Source organism: Basfia succiniciproducens (assembly GCF_011455875.1).
GTDB lineage: Bacteria > Pseudomonadota > Gammaproteobacteria > Enterobacterales > Pasteurellaceae > Basfia > Basfia succiniciproducens.
The window spans coordinates 1,998,779-2,017,271 of the sequence record NZ_CP015031.1 but is presented as its reverse complement, the minus strand read 5'-3'; the positions used below and the strand labels follow the sequence as shown (position 1 = coordinate 2,017,271).

24 protein-coding genes are annotated in these 18,493 nt (G+C 42.9%); 6 read left to right on the top strand and 18 right to left on the bottom strand.

From position 1 onward, the window contains the following. Positions 1–13 precede the first annotated feature (13 nt). Positions 14–709 (top strand): metallophosphoesterase family protein, encoded by a 696-nt coding sequence (locus A4G13_RS09425; protein ID WP_011199351.1) that lies wholly within the window; start codon positions 14–16, stop codon positions 707–709. 15 nt (positions 710–724) lie between these two features. Here the strand turns inward: A4G13_RS09425 and trmL are convergent, their stop codons facing one another. From trmL to fkpA, 10 genes are all read right to left on the bottom strand, one after another. Beyond that, complete coding sequence (gene trmL / locus A4G13_RS09420; protein WP_011199349.1) at positions 725–1,204, bottom strand: tRNA (uridine(34)/cytosine(34)/5-carboxymethylaminomethyluridine(34)-2'-O)-methyltransferase TrmL; 480 nt, start codon at positions 1,202–1,204, stop codon at positions 725–727. A gap of 234 nt (positions 1,205–1,438) precedes the next feature. Then, the gene (gene tuf / locus A4G13_RS09415; protein WP_011199348.1) at positions 1,439–2,623 is read right to left on the bottom strand and encodes an elongation factor Tu; all 1,185 of its coding nucleotides are present in this window, start codon (positions 2,621–2,623) and stop codon (positions 1,439–1,441) included. A 70-nt stretch (positions 2,624–2,693) separates the two neighbouring features. Continuing rightward, a complete protein-coding gene (fusA, locus tag A4G13_RS09410; protein ID WP_011199347.1) occupies positions 2,694–4,796 on the bottom strand; it encodes an elongation factor G in 2,103 nt (700 codons plus the stop codon). Positions 4,797–4,886: 90 nt separating this feature from the next. Further along, positions 4,887–5,357, bottom strand: a complete 471-nt coding sequence (rpsG, locus tag A4G13_RS09405) for a 30S ribosomal protein S7 (RefSeq protein WP_011199346.1) — start codon at positions 5,355–5,357, stop codon at positions 4,887–4,889. Between the two features lie 128 nt (positions 5,358–5,485). Continuing rightward, on the bottom strand, positions 5,486–5,860 hold the full coding sequence (rpsL, locus tag A4G13_RS09400; RefSeq protein WP_005543325.1) for a 30S ribosomal protein S12: 375 nt from the start codon (positions 5,858–5,860) through the stop codon (positions 5,486–5,488). 135 nt (positions 5,861–5,995) lie between these two features. Next, a complete protein-coding gene (tusB, locus tag A4G13_RS09395) occupies positions 5,996–6,286 on the bottom strand; it encodes a sulfurtransferase complex subunit TusB (protein ID WP_090655450.1) in 291 nt (96 codons plus the stop codon). A gap of 1 nt (position 6,287) precedes the next feature. Beyond that, positions 6,288–6,647 (bottom strand): sulfurtransferase complex subunit TusC, encoded by a 360-nt coding sequence (tusC, locus tag A4G13_RS09390; RefSeq protein WP_090655446.1) that lies wholly within the window; start codon positions 6,645–6,647, stop codon positions 6,288–6,290. Beyond that, positions 6,644–7,024 carry a sulfurtransferase complex subunit TusD gene (gene tusD / locus A4G13_RS09385; protein WP_090655441.1) on the bottom strand — a complete coding sequence of 127 codons (381 nt, stop codon included), beginning with the start codon at positions 7,022–7,024 and terminating at the stop codon, positions 6,644–6,646. Before tusD ends, tusC begins: the two co-directional genes overlap by 4 nt. Then, positions 7,024–7,692 carry a helix-turn-helix transcriptional regulator gene (locus tag A4G13_RS09380; RefSeq protein ID WP_090655438.1) on the bottom strand — a complete coding sequence of 223 codons (669 nt, stop codon included), beginning with the start codon at positions 7,690–7,692 and terminating at the stop codon, positions 7,024–7,026. The genes tusD and A4G13_RS09380 overlap by 1 nt, the downstream gene beginning before the upstream one ends. Positions 7,693–7,757: 65 nt before the next feature. Next, entirely contained in the window at positions 7,758–8,534 is a 777-nt protein-coding gene (fkpA, locus tag A4G13_RS09375; RefSeq protein ID WP_090655434.1) for an FKBP-type peptidyl-prolyl cis-trans isomerase, read from the bottom strand. A gap of 151 nt (positions 8,535–8,685) precedes the next feature. Here fkpA and A4G13_RS09370 point away from each other — a divergent pair, with 151 nt between their 5' ends. After that, a complete protein-coding gene (locus tag A4G13_RS09370; RefSeq protein WP_090655432.1) occupies positions 8,686–8,907 on the top strand; it encodes a SlyX family protein in 222 nt (73 codons plus the stop codon). Between the two features lie 77 nt (positions 8,908–8,984). Here the strand turns inward: A4G13_RS09370 and A4G13_RS09365 are convergent, their stop codons facing one another. Next, complete coding sequence (locus A4G13_RS09365) at positions 8,985–9,716, bottom strand: redoxin family protein (RefSeq protein WP_011199338.1); 732 nt, start codon at positions 9,714–9,716, stop codon at positions 8,985–8,987. Positions 9,717–9,837: 121 nt separating this feature from the next. Here A4G13_RS09365 and oxyR point away from each other — a divergent pair, with 121 nt between their 5' ends. Further along, positions 9,838–10,746 (top strand): DNA-binding transcriptional regulator OxyR, encoded by a 909-nt coding sequence (oxyR, locus tag A4G13_RS09360; RefSeq protein ID WP_011199337.1) that lies wholly within the window; start codon positions 9,838–9,840, stop codon positions 10,744–10,746. A gap of 1 nt (position 10,747) precedes the next feature. Further along, on the top strand, positions 10,748–11,395 hold the full coding sequence (gene fabR / locus A4G13_RS09355) for an HTH-type transcriptional repressor FabR (protein WP_090655429.1): 648 nt from the start codon (positions 10,748–10,750) through the stop codon (positions 11,393–11,395). A gap of 148 nt (positions 11,396–11,543) precedes the next feature. On the opposite strand, the gene deoC is transcribed toward fabR, so the two are convergent. From deoC to A4G13_RS09335, 4 genes are all read right to left on the bottom strand, one after another. Continuing rightward, positions 11,544–12,218, bottom strand: a complete 675-nt coding sequence (gene deoC / locus A4G13_RS09350) for a deoxyribose-phosphate aldolase (protein ID WP_090655427.1) — start codon at positions 12,216–12,218, stop codon at positions 11,544–11,546. Positions 12,219–12,415: 197 nt separating this feature from the next. Next, the gene (locus tag A4G13_RS09345) at positions 12,416–13,774 is read right to left on the bottom strand and encodes a PTS ascorbate transporter subunit IIC (RefSeq protein ID WP_011199334.1); all 1,359 of its coding nucleotides are present in this window, start codon (positions 13,772–13,774) and stop codon (positions 12,416–12,418) included. Between the two features lie 10 nt (positions 13,775–13,784). Beyond that, positions 13,785–14,054 (bottom strand): PTS sugar transporter subunit IIB, encoded by a 270-nt coding sequence (locus tag A4G13_RS09340; RefSeq protein WP_011199333.1) that lies wholly within the window; start codon positions 14,052–14,054, stop codon positions 13,785–13,787. A gap of 21 nt (positions 14,055–14,075) precedes the next feature. Continuing rightward, a complete protein-coding gene (locus A4G13_RS09335) occupies positions 14,076–14,516 on the bottom strand; it encodes a PTS sugar transporter subunit IIA (RefSeq protein ID WP_041639457.1) in 441 nt (146 codons plus the stop codon). Positions 14,517–14,680: 164 nt separating this feature from the next. Here A4G13_RS09335 and A4G13_RS09330 point away from each other — a divergent pair, with 164 nt between their 5' ends. Next, positions 14,681–15,703: a LacI family DNA-binding transcriptional regulator gene (locus tag A4G13_RS09330; RefSeq protein WP_090655424.1), complete on the top strand. Its 1,023-nt coding sequence runs from the start codon at positions 14,681–14,683 to the stop codon at positions 15,701–15,703. 112 nt (positions 15,704–15,815) lie between these two features. Beyond that, positions 15,816–16,742: an ADP-glyceromanno-heptose 6-epimerase gene (gene rfaD, locus A4G13_RS09325; protein ID WP_011199329.1), complete on the top strand. Its 927-nt coding sequence runs from the start codon at positions 15,816–15,818 to the stop codon at positions 16,740–16,742. Positions 16,743–16,829: 87 nt separating this feature from the next. Here the strand turns inward: rfaD and A4G13_RS09320 are convergent, their stop codons facing one another. The 3 genes from A4G13_RS09320 to A4G13_RS09310 are packed head-to-tail and all read right to left on the bottom strand — an operon-like array spanning position 16,830 to position 18,397. Next, positions 16,830–17,672, bottom strand: a complete 843-nt coding sequence (locus A4G13_RS09320; RefSeq protein WP_011199328.1) for a patatin-like phospholipase family protein — start codon at positions 17,670–17,672, stop codon at positions 16,830–16,832. 39 nt (positions 17,673–17,711) lie between these two features. After that, on the bottom strand, positions 17,712–18,038 hold the full coding sequence (locus A4G13_RS09315) for a DMT family transporter (RefSeq protein ID WP_090655420.1): 327 nt from the start codon (positions 18,036–18,038) through the stop codon (positions 17,712–17,714). Beyond that, complete coding sequence (locus A4G13_RS09310) at positions 18,035–18,397, bottom strand: winged helix-turn-helix transcriptional regulator (RefSeq protein WP_041639456.1); 363 nt, start codon at positions 18,395–18,397, stop codon at positions 18,035–18,037. Before A4G13_RS09310 ends, A4G13_RS09315 begins: the two co-directional genes overlap by 4 nt. Positions 18,398–18,493: the final 96 nt, after the last annotated feature.

The window sequence follows — 18,493 nt, the reverse complement described above, 5'->3', positions numbered from 1 at the left end:
ATCAGGATAAATTATGATTTTATTTGCCGGAGATCCCCACGGATACTTTAAGCATTTATATCCTTTTGTGCGAGGAAAAGAGGATATTGCTCTCATTATCTTAGGTGATCTTCAATTAACCACCGTAGAAGAATTAGATAAATTATCCCAATATTGTGATCTTTGGTATATTCATGGTAATCATGACAGTAAAACTGTTGCCGCTTTTGAAGCCTTATGGGGTTCAAAATGGAAAAATCGTAACCTGCACGGACGAGTAGCTGAAATTCAAGGCAAAAAAATTGCCGGACTGGGCGGTGTATTCAGAGGTCAAATCTGGATGCCGCCAAACAAACCGCTGTTTTTAGATCCGATTCATTATTGTCAGTATTGTTCGCAGGAAAAAATTTGGCGAGGCGGTATCCCGCTTCGCCATCGTTCTTCCATTTTCCCTGCGGATATTGAGAATTTAAGTAAAGAAACCGCAGATATTTTAATCTGTCATGAAGCGCCTAAACCTCATCCCTCCGGTTTTACAGTATTAAATGAATTAGCCTCTCAAATGCAAATTAAGCATTTATTTCACGGGCATCATCATGAAAACTTTGATTATTCCGAATTAGCACCGCAAACACCCTTTGCTATTACCAATGTAGGGTTTCGTAGTCTATGTGATGAAAAAGGTAATTACTTACTTAAAAACATTGATGATAGAAAAAACAAGCCTTGATCAACTCAAGGCATTTTATTTACGATTTAAATTCACTGCGCCGATATAATCCAGCTGGCGCCAGGCTTCATAAACCGTTACCGCAACCGAGTTAGACAAATTCATGCTGCGACTGTTTTCAGTCATTGGAATACGGATTTTTTGTTCCATGGGCATACTATCTAAAATAGCCATCGGAATACCTCGGGTTTCAGGACCAAACATTAAGTAATCACCTAACTCAAATTTCACTTCACTATGTGCCGGCCCGCCTTTTGTTGTCAATGCAAATAACCGCTTAGGTTTTTCCGACTCCAAAAAAACTTCAAAAGTTTTATGTTTTTTAATGTGGGCAAATTCGTGATAATCTAAACCGGAACGACGAAGACGTTTATCATCCCAAGTAAACCCCAACGGTTCAATTAAATGTAAACGGAAACCCGTATTAGCACATAATCGGATAATATTCCCCGTATTTTGAGGAATTTCCGGTTCATATAAAACAATATCTAACATAATTCAAATCTACTCCAGAAAAAAGGATCAAAATTGTACAAATTAATGAGAAATTATAGTTTTTCTCAAATCCGTATTAAATAAAAAAACATCGAATAACAAATTTATCATTATCCTAGAGATCTTTTATCAGACAAAAATCCGCAAAAATTAACCGCACTTTTTACCTTTCGGTTTTGCACCATAAAAAAGGGACTCTTTCGAGCCCCTCTTTCAGATTTGCCGTTACATCAATTATTTGATGATTTTCGCAACAACACCCGCACCTACTGTACGGCCGCCTTCACGGATTGCAAAACGTAAACCTTGGTCCATCGCAATCGGGTGGATTAAGCTTACGGTCATTTTGATGTTATCGCCAGGCATTACCATTTCCACGCCTTCAGGTAATTCGATTGTACCTGTTACGTCCGTTGTACGGAAGTAGAATTGTGGACGGTAGCCTTTGAAGAACGGAGTATGACGACCGCCTTCTTCTTTTGATAATACGTAAACTTCTGATTCGAAGTCTGTGTGTGGTGTGATTGAACCCGGTTTCGCTAATACTTGACCACGTTCGATTTCTTCACGTTTAGTACCGCGTAATAATGCACCGATGTTTTCACCCGCACGACCTTCGTCGAGTAATTTACGGAACATTTCAACACCTGTTACCGTTGTTTTCGCCGTTTCTTTGATACCAACGATTTCTACTTCGTCACCCGTACGGATGATTCCGCGCTCTACACGACCTGTTACTACCGTACCACGACCTGAGATTGAGAATACGTCTTCAATCGGTAATAAGAACGGTTGGTCAATCGCACGTTCCGGTTCCGGAATGTATGTATCCAATGCGTTTGCTAACTCAAGGATTTTTTCTTCCCATTGCGCTTCGCCTTCTAACGCTTTTAACGCTGAACCGCGGATGATTGGTGTATCGTCACCCGGGAAATCGTATTGAGAAAGAAGTTCGCGAACTTCCATTTCTACTAATTCTAATAACTCTTCGTCATCTACCATGTCGCATTTGTTTAAGAATACGATGATGTATGGTACGCCTACTTGGCGACCTAATAAGATGTGCTCACGAGTTTGCGGCATTGGGCCGTCTGTCGCCGCTACTACTAAGATTGCGCCGTCCATTTGCGCCGCACCGGTGATCATGTTTTTAACATAGTCCGCGTGTCCCGGGCAGTCTACGTGTGCGTAGTGACGGGTCGGCGTATCGTATTCAACGTGTGAAGTGTTGATGGTGATACCGCGCGCTTTTTCTTCCGGCGCGTTATCGATTTGGTCGAATGCGCGAGCCGCACCACCGTAGTGTTTTGATAATACGGTAGTGATTGCCGCTGTTAAAGTTGTTTTACCATGGTCAACGTGGCCGATTGTACCCACGTTTACGTGCGGTTTTGTACGTTCAAATTTTTCTTTAGACACTTTTCAGTTTCCTTTTGTTATTCCCCAAAAGTGCGGTGCAAATTTGGGGAGTTTTAGTTAATTAAAAAAATTATTTTTTACGAGCTTCGATTACTGCAGCAGCAACACTTGTTGGCGCTTCAGCATATTTTAACGGTTCCATTGAGTATGATGCACGACCTTGAGTTTGTGAACGTAAGTCTGTTGCATAACCGAACATTTCTGATAATGGAACTTCAGCATTGATTTTAACAACAAAATCATTTGCTTCTTGACCGTTAACCATAGCGCGACGACGGCTTAAGTCGCCGATTACGTCACCCACATATTCAGGTGGAGTTTCTACTTCAACTTTCATGATTGGTTCAAGTAATACCGGGTTTGCTTTGTTAAACGCCGCTTTAAATGCGATAGAAGCAGCAAGTTTAAACGCTAACTCGGATGAGTCCACATCATGGTATGAACCGAAGTGTAAACGAACACCAATATCAACTACCGGATAACCCGCTAAAGGACCGGATTTAAGTTGTTCCTGGATACCTTTATCAACCGCAGGAATGTATTCGCCAGGGATTACACCACCTTTGATTTCGTTCACGAATTCGTAACCAGGACCTTCCGGATCTAACGGATACAAGTCGATAACAACGTGACCGTATTGACCGCGACCACCGGATTGTTTTGCGTGTTTACCTTCAACATCGTTAACACGGGTACGGATTGTTTCACGGTAAGATACTTGTGGTTTACCGATGTTAGCTTCCACTTTAAACTCACGTTTCATACGGTCAACGATAATGTCTAAGTGTAACTCACCCATACCTGAAATGATTGTTTCGCCGGACTCTTCATCAGTGTGAACACGGAATGAAGGGTCTTCTTGCGCTAAACGACCTAATGCAAGACCCATTTTTTCTTGGTCGGCTTTAGTTTTCGGTTCAACCGCAACGGAGATAACCGGATCCGGGAATTCCATACGCTCAAGAATGATTGGTGCGTTAGGATCACATAATGTATCACCGGTAGTTACGTCTTTTAAGCCGATTGCGGCCGCGATATCGCCCGCGCGAACTTCTTTGATTTCTTCACGTTTGTTTGCGTGCATCTGTACGATACGACCAAAACGTTCACGTTTTTGGCGTACTGAGTTCACTACCGTATCACCGGAGTTAACCACACCCGAATACACACGGAAGAAGGTTAAGTTACCAACAAACGGGTCGGTCGCAATTTTGAATGCCAATGCTGCGAACGGTTCATCGTCGCTTGCGTGACGTTCACCTTCAGTTTCATCTTCATTGATACCTTTAATTGCAGGAATATCAACCGGTGAAGGTAAATACTCAACAACCGCATCAAGCATTGCTTGAACACCTTTGTTTTTGAATGCAGAACCACAGGTTACCAGAATAATTTCATTGGCAAGAACGCGAGCACGTAATGCGCCTTTGATTTCTTCTTCGGTTAACTCTTCACCACCAAGGTATTTTTCCATTAGCTCTTCTGAAGATTCCGCCGCCGCTTCAACAAGGTTGTTACGCCATTCTTCGCATGCTTCCAGCATATCCGCAGGAATATCATCATAAGTAAATGTCATACCTTGATCTTCTTCATTCCAGTTGATTGCTTTCATTTTGATTAAGTCAACCACACCTTTGAAGTTATCTTCAGCACCTACAGGAAGTTGTAAAGGAACAGCGTTAGCACCTAAACGGGTTTTTAATTGTTCTACAACACGTAAGAAGTTAGCACCAGTACGGTCCATTTTGTTTACGAACGCAATACGCGGAACTTGGTATTTATTAGCTTGACGCCATACTGTTTCCGATTGTGGTTGAACACCACCAACCGCACAGTAAACCATTACCGCACCGTCAAGAACACGCATTGAACGTTCTACTTCGATTGTGAAGTCAACGTGTCCCGGAGTGTCGATAACGTTGATACGATGTTGTTGGAATTGTTGTGACATACCGGACCAAAATGCTGTTGTTGCAGCAGAAGTGATGGTAATACCACGTTCTTGTTCCTGTTCCATCCAGTCCATGGTTGCCGCGCCATCGTGTACTTCACCGATTTTGTGACTAACACCTGTATAGAACAAGATACGCTCTGAAGTTGTTGTTTTACCCGCGTCGATATGCGCACTGATACCGATATTACGATATCTTTCAATAGGGGTTATACGAGCCATTATTATTACCTTGTTTGGGTTTAATATGAAATTTTAAATATGGGTAAGGCTCCATCAAGGATGAAGCCTTTAGTAAATACTACTAGATGATTACCAACGGTAGTGAGCAAACGCTTTGTTTGCTTCCGCCATGCGGTGAACATCTTCACGTTTTTTCACTGCTGAACCTTTATTTTCTGACGCATCAGATAATTCGTTCGCTAAACGTAACGCCATTGATTTATCACCGCGTTTACGTGCAGCTTCAACGATCCAACGCATACCTAATGCGTTACGACGTGCAGGACGCACTTCAACCGGTACTTGATATGTAGAACCACCGACACGACGAGATTTAACCTCTACGGTTGGACGGACGTTTTCCAATGCTTCTTCAAATGCAACTAACGCATCTTTGTTCGTACGTTGAGCTAAAGTGTCTAATGCATTGTAAACGATTGATTCTGCGATAGATTTTTTACCATCTACCATTAAAACATTAATAAATTTCGCAAGCAATTCTGAACCGAATTTCGGATCTGGAAGAATTTTGCGAGGTTCAATACTACGACGACGTGGCATTGCAATTTCTCCGTTTTTTTATCTTCAGGATACCCAAAACTCATCTTATTGCGATATTTCGCATCTGACTGGAGTTTATGGTTTAAATTGTTTAATTTAGACGTTTGGCCTTACTTAACGGAGAACCATTAAGCTTTAGGGCGTTTAACGCCGTATTTAGAACGACCTTGTTTACGATCTTTAACGCCTGCACAGTCAAGTGCACCACGTACAGTGTGATAACGCACACCCGGTAAGTCTTTTACACGACCACCACGGATTAACACAACACTGTGTTCTTGAAGGTTATGACCTTCACCGCCGATGTATGAAGTTACTTCAAAGCCATTTGTTAAACGAATACGGCATACTTTACGTAATGCTGAGTTCGGTTTTTTAGGTGTAGTAGTGTATACGCGAGTACACACGCCACGTTTCTGCGGGCAAGCCTCTAATGCAGGAACGTTACTTTTTACAACCTTTTTCACACGCGGTTTGCGTACTAGCTGGTTGATAGTTGCCATTAATAAGCTCCAGTTAAAAAATTATTCATGATTGAATTGTTTTACTAAATCCGCTTCCATACTGAAAGTGGACGTTGCATTCTAATGCCGAAAAGGAAATATGTCAAGAAATAGTCTGTAGGATCTTTGAAGATCCTACAGCGCTAATTGAGGGAAATATCGGGTCGTCAATTGCACTAGTTGAGGCATTTGAATCCGGTTAAAAGACTTATTTTTTTGCTGAATTAACGCGCTCAAGCCGCGCGCCCGTATATCCGGCTCAAACAGATAAACTTGCGAGCTGTGTTTGGCAAAATAATCGCCGTACTTTAAAGCGAGTAATACGCCGTCCTGCCATAATAAAACCGCATCCTGCGTCGTAAGCCGGGCAAGCAAATCCGCCAATTCGCGCGGAGAATAATCCGCTTTAGAGAAAGTATATAACATATTAAAAAGTAATAATTTTTTCTGCCTGTTGAAGCTTTTGCAACATCAAAGTGCGGTCGATTTTTTCACAATTTATAACCAAATCATCATAGCTCAAGGCAAAATCATCCATAGATTCGGCACAAATATAACGTTGTCCGATATCGTAAAGATCCAAAAGCTTAAAAGCGCTCGCAATATCCTTTTGCAGGATCAAATCCGCCTGTTGATTCGCCAACAAATTCAACACGCCGTCCGCCATAAAAAATACTGCGATATCCTCTTCATCACAAAATGCGGTAGCGGCAAGCAACGCATCCAATCCTTCCCGGCTAATTGCCGTACCATGGGGGCTTTGGCGAAAAACGAAAGCTAATTTCATAGGGTTATCACTCTGTCTGCTTCTAACATTGCTTTACTGAATTCGCCTAAACCTGCCAACACAAAACCTTCCGCCAGGTTTGTTTGCGCGGGATCGAGAGCGGTCAATTTATCCACCACGCCGCGGCGTTGCGAAGCGGCGATACACAAGTGTAAAGGCACATTGTGCTTTTTTGAGAAAGTCTGCCATGCTTTGACCAGATTAAACTCATCATTTGCAGGATAAACCAATCCGTTGCCGTTAGATACCCCTTCCTGAGAGAAGAAAATCTGGCTGATCAGATGCCCCTGACGGATTAATTCCTGCGCGAACTGATAAGCTAAATAAGCGCCTTGCGAGCCGTAAACCGGCTGCCGGACGGAAAGTACATAACGCATTATTTTTGGTCGTCCTGTTTTATTTGGCGAATATAAAGATAAACGGTATGGCGGGAAATATTTAATCTTTCCGCCACCAGATTAATTGCATCTTTAATATCAAAAATACCTTTCTCAAAAAGCGTGGTAACGATTTGACGGTTTTTATTGTTATTTGCCACAAGGCGATCCGCCGTAATTTCTTCAATGGTGGTTTCTACCGTTTGCAATACCAACTCCTCTACAGAACTGGCGAAATTGCCCGCCGTGGTGACCGGATAGTCTTGAGTCGGAATAAAGGCTTGAATAAACTGGGAAACCGGTACTTCCAGATTAAGATTAATACACAATAAACCGATAATCTGCCGGTTACCGTTACGAATGGCGATACTCGTCGACTTCATCAGACCGTTATTGCCCTTATGACGCGTAAAATACGGCTTTAAAACCATGCCGTTTTCCATAGCTTGCAGAGATTGTAAATCCGCTTCGCTCAGCGTCGTACCCGCTTGCCGATTGGTATTATGTCCGTTGGCAATGTAAACGGCGGTATTATCCAAATCTTCCAAAGAATGCAAGAGGATTTCGCAATGGCTACCGAGTAAAGCGCTTACGCCTTCAACCACGGCTTTGTAGGAATTTAAAATCGCACGGTCTTCATCAGTGAAAGGTCGTTTTATACTTAGCATTATATTACCCGCAAAAAAGGAACCGCACTTTCGTCTAATAACCAAAAAGTGCGGTAGATTTTTCGTTATTTTTTAGCCGGAGTAACGTCTAATACTTCAACTTCAAAATGAAGTGTTGAGTTAGGTGGAATCGTACCTAAATCCTGCTCGCCGTAAGCAAGTTCGGCAGGAATAACCAATTCGATTTTGCCGCCTTTTTTCACTAACTGCAGACCTTCGGTCCAACCCGGAATAACCTGATCCAATAAAAATTCTACCGGCTGACCACGTTCTACCGAGCTGTCAAATACCGTACCGTTAGTTAATTTGCTGGTGTAATGTACTTTCACGGAATCTGTCGGTTTAATAGCTGCGCCTTCACCTTCTTTTTCAATGCGATACAGCAAACCGGATTTGGTTTCTTTCACGCCGTCTTTTTGCTTAAATTCGGCAATGAATTTATCACTTTCCGCTTTGGCCTGTTTCGCTTGTTCTTCGGCTTTGGTTTGGGCGGCAACTTTTAATTTTTCATCAATATCCTTTAACGTGTTCACCACGTCTTGGTTGGTTAAATCAATTTTGCCCTGCAATGCTTCCGCAACGCCCGCAAGAATTTTATCGTTATCATAAGCGATTACGTCTTTCTGCGCCTCAACCAAACCTTTTAAATCGTTACCGATTAACACGCCTACCGCATAAGAAGGATCTTTAACCCGGCTATTTTCCGCCTGCGCGGCTGCCGGCGCTTCCTGTTTTGCAGGCTCTGCTGCCGCTTGCGCTTTTTTGTCATCTTTACAGGCAGAGGTCGCCAATACGGCGCCGACTAATAATGCCACTGCTGAAAACTTTTGAATTTTTAACATCACTATTTCCTTTATTGAGAGCCTCGGCTCAGTGGGTTTAACAAAAATGACGAATAACATATCCTTAAAATTAAAGAGGATTTAACCGCCGATTTTGTTAGAATAGGGTAAAGCCAATTTGGCTATTGTACAACATTTATTTGGGATTACTATGCAAAACTCAGCAAATTTAGAGCAACAGATTGCAGAACTGGAAATGAAAATTACCTTTCAGGAAGGGATAATCGAAGAGCTCAATCAGGCATTGATCGAACAGCAGTTCGTCATTGATAAAATGCAATTGCAAATGCGTCATGTGGCCAATAAATTGAAGGATTTACAACCGGCTAACATCGCAACGCAAGCGGAAGAAACACCGCCGCCGCATTATTAACATCACAAAATTTCAGAAAAACAAACCGCACTTTTAATATTAAAAGTGCGGTTCTTTTTTAGCGATTTTTTAATCGCTTATTTATTAGCAAAATAAGCTTCTAAATCATCGCTGCCGCCAATATGTTTACCGCCGATAAACACTTGAGGGAATGTGGCACGACCACTCATAGCACGTACCGAAGTAACGGTAGCGTCTTTGCCTAACACAATTTCTTCAAACGGATAGCCTTTTTCCGTTAACAGCGCTTTCGCTTTCGCGCAGAACGGGCAACCCGGTTTAGTAAATAACGCGACTGACGGTTTTGGCTCCCAATCCGGTTTGATGAATTTGATCATGGTGTCCGCATCGGAAACTTTGAACGGATCGCCCGGTTCGTTCGGTTCAATAAACATTTTTTCGATTACGCCGTTTTTTACCAGCATAGAATAGCGCCACGAACGTTTACCGAAACCCAGCTCTTCTTTATCCACCAACATGCCCATGCCTTCGGTGAATTCGCCGTTGCCGTCCGGCAGAACGGTGATATTGTCGGCATCTTCATCACATTTCCATGCGTTCATAACAAATGTATCGTTTACCGATACGCAAATCACATCATCAACACCTAATTTTTTAAATTCCGGCGTTAATTCGTTGTAACGCGGTAAATGGCTTGACGAACAAGTCGGCGTATAAGCGCCAGGTAATGAAAATACCACAACGGTTTTATTATCAAAAAGTTGAGCTGAAGTTACATCGACCCAAGCATCGCCTTGACGGGTGTGAAATGTAACTTGAGGGACTTTTTTACCTTCCATATTTGACATAATTTTTCCTCTTTTAATGGACTTATTTATTTTGATGACTGGATTATAGGCAATTTTATGTTATAGTTACAATCAATTAATTCTATGCTTTCAATCGTTTTTTTCTATAACGAGGTAAAAAATGAATATTCGAGATCTTGAGTACCTTGCAGCCCTTGCTGAATATAAACATTTCCGTCGCGCGGCGGATGCTTGCCATGTCAGTCAACCGACCTTGAGCGGACAAATCCGTAAACTGGAAGATGAACTTGGAATTACCTTGTTAGAACGTACCAGCCGTAAGGTTTTATTCACCCAATCAGGTCTTATTCTAGTAGAACAGGCTAAAAAAGTCTTGCGTGAAGTCAAATTACTCAAAGAAATGGCAAGTAATCAAGGTAAAGAAATGACCGGGCCTCTGCATCTCGGCGTTATCCCGACCGTCGGTCCTTATTTGCTACCTTATATTATGCCTGCATTAAAGGAAGCTTTCCCGGATTTAGAATTGTATTTATATGAAGCGCAAACCTCGCACTTATTAGATCAACTGGAATCCGGCCGCTTAGATTGTGCAATTTTAGCCACTGTCCCGGAAACGGAACCTTTTATTGAAGTGCCTATTTTCAATGAAAGAATGTTATTGGCGGTTTCCGAACAACATCCTTGGGCAAAAGAAAAATCAATTAAAATGCATGCATTACAAGGCCATGAAGTACTTATGTTAGATGACGGACACTGCCTGCGGGATCAAGCGTTGGGTTATTGCTTTACCGCGGGTGCGCGCGAAAATTCGCATTTCCAGGCCACAAGTTTGGAAACCTTACGTAACATGATTGCGGCAAATGCCGGTATGACCTTGATGCCGGAACTGGCAATGCTAAATGAAGGCACAAGAGCCGGGGTAAAATATATTCCTTGTACCGACCCTGAGCCCAAACGTACCATCGCGCTGGTTTACCGTCCCGGCTCACCGCTTCGTAGCCGCTATGAACGAGTGGCGAATGCCGTGGGTGATGCTGTAAAAGCGATTTTACATACGGAAGGTGATTAATATGGCCGGCGTTCGTGCAATACAAAAAGAAAAAACCCGCCGCGCATTAATTGATGCGGCGTTTAACCAATTAAATGCCGAAAAAAGCTTTTCCAATTTAAGTTTACGGGAAGTGGCGAGAGAGGCGGGTATTGCGCCGACCTCGTTTTATCGTCATTTTAAGGATATGGACGAATTAGGCTTAACCATGGTGGACGAGGCGGGTTTAACCCTGCGCCAACTTATGCGCCAGGCCCGAAAACGCATTGAAAAAGGCGGCAGTGTCATTGTTATTTCGGTAGAAACCTTTTTTGAATTTATCGCCCACAGTCCTAACGTTTTCCGTTTGCTGTTACGCGAAAGTTCCGGCACATCACAGGCTTTTCGTACCGCCGCAGCGCGGGAAATCAAACATTTTGTGGATGAACTCGCCGAATATTTGGCAAATAAAAACAATTATTCGGAATACGTGGCTTACGTGCAATCGGAAGGTATGGTAACCATTGTATTTACCGCCGGCGCCAACGCCTTAGATATGAACAATAAAGAACGGGAATTGCTCAAAGAGCGCCTGATTCTGCAATTACGCATGCTTGCCAAAGGCGCGCATCACCATATGATGGAACGCGAACACCATAGCACCCATCTACCGGCGACGGGCAAATCATAAAAGTGCGGTGAAATTTCGGGGGTTTTTATGGAGTTAACTGAGCCGGCGGGTCAATAAATTCAGCTGATTTAAACAGGTTTGAACTTTTTTATCCATCGCAACAGGCTCAATCAATCTTTAGGTTTTGTTTATCTTTTATAAACAGGCCCTAGTAACCGCCGCTATTATCTTGCAGGCCTTTGATGATTGCGATTCCGGCACTTGCGCCGATACGCGTTGCACCCGCGTTAATCATCGCCATTGCTGTTTGAGTGTCGCGAATACCGCCGGAGGCTTTTACGCCGAGTTTATCGCCGACGGTTTGACGCATTAACGCCACATCTTCCACCGTTGCACCGTCTTTATTAAAGCCGGTTGAAGTTTTCACAAAGCCCACCTTCAGATCACGGCAAATTTCACAGGCTTTTACGATTTCGTCCGGCGTTAACAGACAGGTTTCTAAAATCACTTTCAATAAAGTGCCGTTACAAGCCTGCAAAACCGCCTGAATATCCGATCGCACTTTGTCCCATTCGCCGGATTTAATCCAGCCTACATTAATCACCATATCGATTTCCTGTGCGCCGGCTTTAATGGATTCCTGCGCCTCAAAAGCTTTCACCGAAGTTAAATTAGCCCCTAACGGAAAACCGATAACCGTGCAGATTTTCACATTTGTTGCCGCTAATTTTTCTTTTGCCAACGGAATATAACATGGGTTGATACACACAGACCAGAACTGATTTTCAATCGCTTCATCACAAAGTTTAATGATGTCCTGCGCCGTTTTCTCCGCAGTTAATGCAGTGTGGTCAATAAATTTCGCTAATTCTTGCGGGTGCATAATATCTCCTTCTTTGAATTCTTTTCATGTGAGAATTCTAACTTTTTTATATGATACATCAAAAAAATCTGAAAACTGTGATTTTTATCACTTTCCAATTAAAATCAGCAATATGAAAAATTTCGTGATTTTCTACCGCACTTTTAACAAAAATGCCCCGGCTTTAGCCAGGGCATAATGTTATTTATACAACTTAGCTATTCTTCGGTTTTTACCGGTTTTTTCGCTAAATAGTTGTAGCCCACAAGCAACAGGAAGATAGCCACAATCACGATCATAATCATATCTTTAGACATAAACTGCGCCATATTGCCTAATACGATACCTACACCGCCAAAATCCGTATCTGAGAAGGTGGTATTGGCAAAGCCGAGGGAACCTAATACCGGTAATAAGAACACCGGTAGGAAAGTGATCAATAAACCGTGGGCAAATGCACCTAGAATTGCACCGCGACGACCGCCGGTCGCATTACCGAAGACGCCCGCTGTGGCACCGCAGAAAAAGTGCGGTACCACTCCCGGAAGAATTAACACCCAGTTAAGCTGACCGAGCAATACCAAACCGATAATACCGCCCATAAAGCTGGATAAGAAGCCCACTAAAACCGCATTCGGCGCATAAGGGAAAACAATCGGACAGTCTAATGCGGGTTTTGCATCCGGCACCAATTTTTCTGAGAAACCGGTAAAGGCAGGCACGATTTCAGCCAAGATTAAACGCACACCTTGCAGAATGACGTAAACGCCGGCTGCAAAGGTAATGGCTTGAATTGTGGCGTAAACCAAATAATGCTGACCATTACTAAAGTGAGTGGAAACATATTCGTTACCGGAAGCGATAGCAAGAACGAAATAGATGATCATCATGGTTAAGGAGATCGAAATTGAACTATCGCGTAAGAAACTTAAATTTTTTGGCAAATCCATTTCTTCGGTAGAGGGCGAACCTTTACCTACAGCCTGACCGATAGCGCCGGAAAGCACATAACCGATGGTACCGAAGTGACCGAAGCCCACATCGTTACTACCGGTAATTTTTTTCATGTAGAAATGGGCGATTGCCGGGAAAAACGCCATGATTAAACCAAGAGTTAATGCGCCCACAAACACCAATTGCACGCCTTCAAAACCGGCAACGGTTAAAATGACGCCAATCATACAAGCCATATAGAAGGTATGATGGCCGGTTAAAAAAATGAATTTTAAACGGGTAAAACGCGCCACAATAATGTTCGCCACCATACCGAAGGCCATAATAAGTGCGGTCGCCGTGCCGTATTTTTCAAGCGCCATGGAAACGATTGCTTCGTTATTCGGAATAATTCCCTGTACGTTGAACGCGTGTTCAAACATACTGCCAAGCGGAGTTAACGAGCTCAGCAATACGGTTGCCCCACCGCCTAACACAAGGAAACCTAAAATTGTTTTAACCGTTCCTTTGATGATGTCCGGAAAAGCTTTTTTCTGAGCCACTAAACCGACCAAGGCAATTAACCCCACCAACACCGACGGCACTTTTAAAATATCTAATATAAAGAAAAGTATTGAGTCCATAGGTTATCTCCTATTGATTGAAATATTCGGCAAGTTTTTCTTCGAATTCTTTTACGCTGACAATATTTTTTACCACCACCACTTTGTCAGCGGGCAAACCGCTACTGTTGGCAATATCCGCACCCATTACGAATAAATCCGCTTCATTCGCCGTAACGGAGGCCAGATCCTGATGGCTGACCTCCGCCTCTTTACCTAAGGTTTTTAACGCTTTTTTAATGTTCATTTCCATCATGAAGCTACTGCCTAAGCCATGACCGCAAACCGCCATAATTTTCATAATGATTCTCCTGTAATAAACTTAATAACGATGAACAATCTCTGCGATTTCAGAAACTGTCGTAGATTGAATAATTTGTTGTACCGCTTCTTCATCCGAGAATAATTCAGCCACCGCCGAAAGCATTTCCAAGTGAGATTCACTGTCTTTTGCCGCCAGCATTAACACCAACTGAACGGGGTCGTTATCCGAACCGAAATTTACCCCTTGTTTCAACACAACCAACGACAACGCCTGCGCATTCGAACCGTCTTCCGGGCGAGAATGAGGCATAGCGATTTGCGGTGCAATCACATAATAAGGGCCGATTTCCCGATGAATTTGAAAAATACGTTCCACATAACGGGGTTCAATCAACTGTTCCGCTAACAAAGGCGCAGCGCTTAACTGCACCGCCTGCTGCCAGTTTTCAACGGAATCCACATATTGAATGTGAGAAAGGGGTAAAAATTGTTTAAGCATAAAAGACCTCTTCTGTTTTGAAGTGATCACAATGTAAACCTCAATGATAGCGTTATCAATAAGAAAAATTTAATTTTGTGATAGCGGTAACATTTTTTATAAAAAATAATTTCCCTAGGCTGTTTTTTATCGTACTTTAATGTTGTAGTTGTAGGAGGATTAGCATGTCGTTAGCCAATAATTCAAATAAAAACCGACGTTCAACAGGCAAAGTCACGCTTGCCGACGTAGCAAAAGAAGTAGGTGTCGGCACTATGACCGTTTCCCGTGCTTTACGCACGCCGAAAATGGTGTCCGAAAATTTACGTCAAAAAATTCACGAAGCGGTACAAAAATTAGGTTATGTGCCGAATTCCGCCGCACGCGAATTGGCTTCCGTATCTTCCCGCAATATCGTTATCGTTACTTCATCATTAGTTTCCGTTGAAAACAACCTTATTCTTAACTCACTCCAAAAAGAATTGCAACCCCTTGATTTACAAATTATTATTCTTGTCGCAAATAAAAAAGGCTGGCTGCGCGAATTAATCAATAACTCACCGTTAGCCGTTATCCTGCTGAATCTGCAATGCCCAAGCACAGAAGCGCAATGGATCCGAAACAGCGGATTAATTTGTTTGGAAATCGGTTCAAAACAGGCAAATCCGTTAGGCATTAATGTTTGCGTGGACAGTAAAAGTGCGGTGCAAAAAGTGATAAGTTTTTTAGTCGCTAAAGGCTATCGGGATATCGGCTTGCTTTGCGCGCAGCAGGAGCAGGCTATTTTCCAACAATATTTAGCCTGCTGGCATTCGGCGCTGCATGCCAACCATTTAAATTCCCACCAGATTCTGCATTGTTCGGAACCCGTTTCTTTTTCCGCCGGCGCAAAATTATTTAATGAAGCGATTTCAACATGGGGCTGCATTGACGCTTTCGTATTTTTATCCGACGAGCTTGCCTGCGGCGCACTTTTTGAGGCGCAACGACAGCACATCGGCATTCCTTACGATGTCGCCATTATCGGCTTGGGCGATCTTGAAATCAGCCAAACCACCTACCCCGCACTCACAACCTTAAACATCCCCTATGCCAAACTAGGCGAAACCGCCGGTAAAAAACTGGCGGAATTACTTCAAACCGAAAAAGCTCCGCAAACCGAATGTATCCAGTTGATAAGCACATTAAGGGAACGGGAAAGCGGGTAAGAAAGCGGGTAAATAAAAAATCCTCAAAAATTCACCGCACTTTTTTAGCACTTCCGGACAAAATCTATTACAATAGACCTAATTTCCGCAAATAAAGAAAAGGACAATTATTATGATTATCGTAACCGGTGGCGCCGGCATGATTGGCGCCAATATCGTAAAAGCGTTAAACGATATGGGGCGCAAAGATATTTTAGTAGTGGATAACCTAAAAGACGGGACAAAATTCATTAATCTTGTCGATTTGGATATCGCGGATTATTGCGATAAAGAAGATTTTATTTCTTCCGTCATTGCAGGTGACGATTTAGGTGATATCGACGCCGTGTTCCATGAAGGCGCCTGCTCGGCGACCACCGAATGGGACGGTAAATATTTAATGCATAACAACTATGAATATTCCAAAGAGTTGCTGCATTACTGCTTAGATCGCGAAATTCCGTTCTTCTACGCATCAAGCGCCGCCACTTACGGCGATAAAACGGATTTCATCGAAGAACGCGAATTCGAAGGGCCGTTAAACGCCTACGGTTATTCAAAATTCTTATTCGACCAATATGTTCGCGCCATTCTGCCTGAAGCCAACTCACCGGTTTGCGGCTTTAAATATTTCAATGTATACGGGCCGCGCGAACAGCACAAAGGTTCAATGGCGAGCGTCGCGTTCCACTTAAATAACCAGATTTTAAAAGGCGAAAATCCGAAATTATTTGCCGGTTCCGAACATTTCCTGCGAGATTTCGTTTATGTGGGCGATGTAGCGGAAGTTAACCTTTGGGCATGGGAAAACGGTGTTTCCGGCATCTTTAACCTGGGCACCGGCAATGCGGAAAGTTTTAAAGCCGTGGCCGAAGCGGTAGTGAAATTCCATGGTAAAGGCGAAATCGAAACCATTCCGTTCCCGGACCATTTAAAATCCCGCTATCAGGAATATACACAGGCGAATCTAACCAAACTACGCGCCGCCGGTTGCGATTTTAAATTTAAAAACGTTGCCGAAGGTGTTGCCGAATATATGGCCTGGCTGAATCGTAAATAATTATAGAGTCTGTTTATCTTTTATAAACAGACCCTGGTTCTGCAAATAAAAGTGCGGTGAAAAATAGAAAAATTTCACCGCACTTTTTTATTTCGCCAAATATTCCCGCAATCCGGCGATTGCCGCTTTACCGTCTTTTAAACCTAGTTCATACATTCGTTGAATCATCTCGGGATCTTTTTCCAACCGGCTGATATTCAGACTTTCAGAAGGACGAATCACAAAAATTTTTTGCTCGTCGTTTAACTTAATAATACGTTCCACGGTTTGATTATAATCCGCATAACGCTGTGCCCAACGTGCTGCCAGCTGCGGATAGTTCGGGTAAAACAATTTGAATAAGGTTTTTGAACTCGGCGTTTTGCGGTACTCCAGCGGACGGGTTAACACTACGATCACTTTATCGTAACCTAAATCGAAACATTTCTGTAGCGGAATGCTGTCGGCAATGCCGCCGTCCAAATATTTTTTGCCGTTAATTTCCACCATTTTTGATACGAAAGGCATGGCTGATGTGGCGCGCAGTACTTCCATTTGCTCAAAAGCGTCCTGAATTTTAAAATACTCCGCCTCGCCCGTTTCCACATTAGTGAGAGTAACCCAAAAATCCATGTCCGATTGGGCGAATGTTTGCTGATCAAAAGGATCAAGAGTATACGGCAATTCGTAAAAAGCAAAATCCCGGTTAACGATATTGCCCGTGGTCAACAGGCTGTGCAACCCCATATAACGTTTGTCGTTCAAATATTTCTTGTTGTAACGAAGAACCCGCCCGCGCTGTTTGGAAGGCAAATTAATGCCGAACAAGGCGCCCGCCGAAACAGTTACCGCACCGTCAATATGAATATTTTCGTCTAAAAAGATATCTAACACGCCGGCGGTAAACATACCGCGCATAGCGCCGCCTTCAAGAACCAACCCGACTTTCATTTACTCTCCGAAATTTTCAAAAATTTTACCGCACTTTTATCAAACCGAACGGGAAAAAACATTAATGATAAGAACACCGCCGACAATTAACAGCATCCCCACAAGCCCCGAACCGTCGATTTTCTGCCCGAAAGCAAAATAGGCGATGATGGCGGTAAGCACAATCCCCACGCCGGACCAAACCGCATAAACAATGCCTACGGGTAACGTGCGGTAAACGATAGACACGCAATAAAAAGACAAACCGTAAAGCAACATTGAACCCACCGTGGGGATAAGTTTGGTAAAACCGTCGCTCAATTTTAACAGGCTGGTTGCAATAATTTCCAATAAGATGGAAATCGCCAGTAAAATCCACGGCTTCATTGTTTACTTACCTTGTGAGTTAAAATATCGTTTAAATTGCTTTCCAGCCAATCCACCAATTCAAACATTTTTTCCGATGCCTGTGCGCCGAATTCGGTCAAGGTATAATCCACATGAGGCGGCACAGTGTTATAAGATTTGCGCACCAGCATGCCGTCTTCTTCCAGTTGTTGCAGAGTTTGCGTCAGCATTCGCTCACTTACGCCGTCGATGGTTTTGCGCAATTCGCTAAAACGTTTAGTGCCGGAACGCAGTGCTATTAAAACCAATCCGCCCCATCTGCTGGTCAAATGTTGCAAAATCTGTCTTGAAGGGCAGGCCGCAGCTAATACGTTTCCCCGTTCAAAAAAATTATTCATTTTTATTTCCTTAAAAATCAATACGTTAAAAAATATTTTAAATTTATTTTAATACTTACATTTATGTAAGTACTTCCAAAAAGTAAGTATTGATAT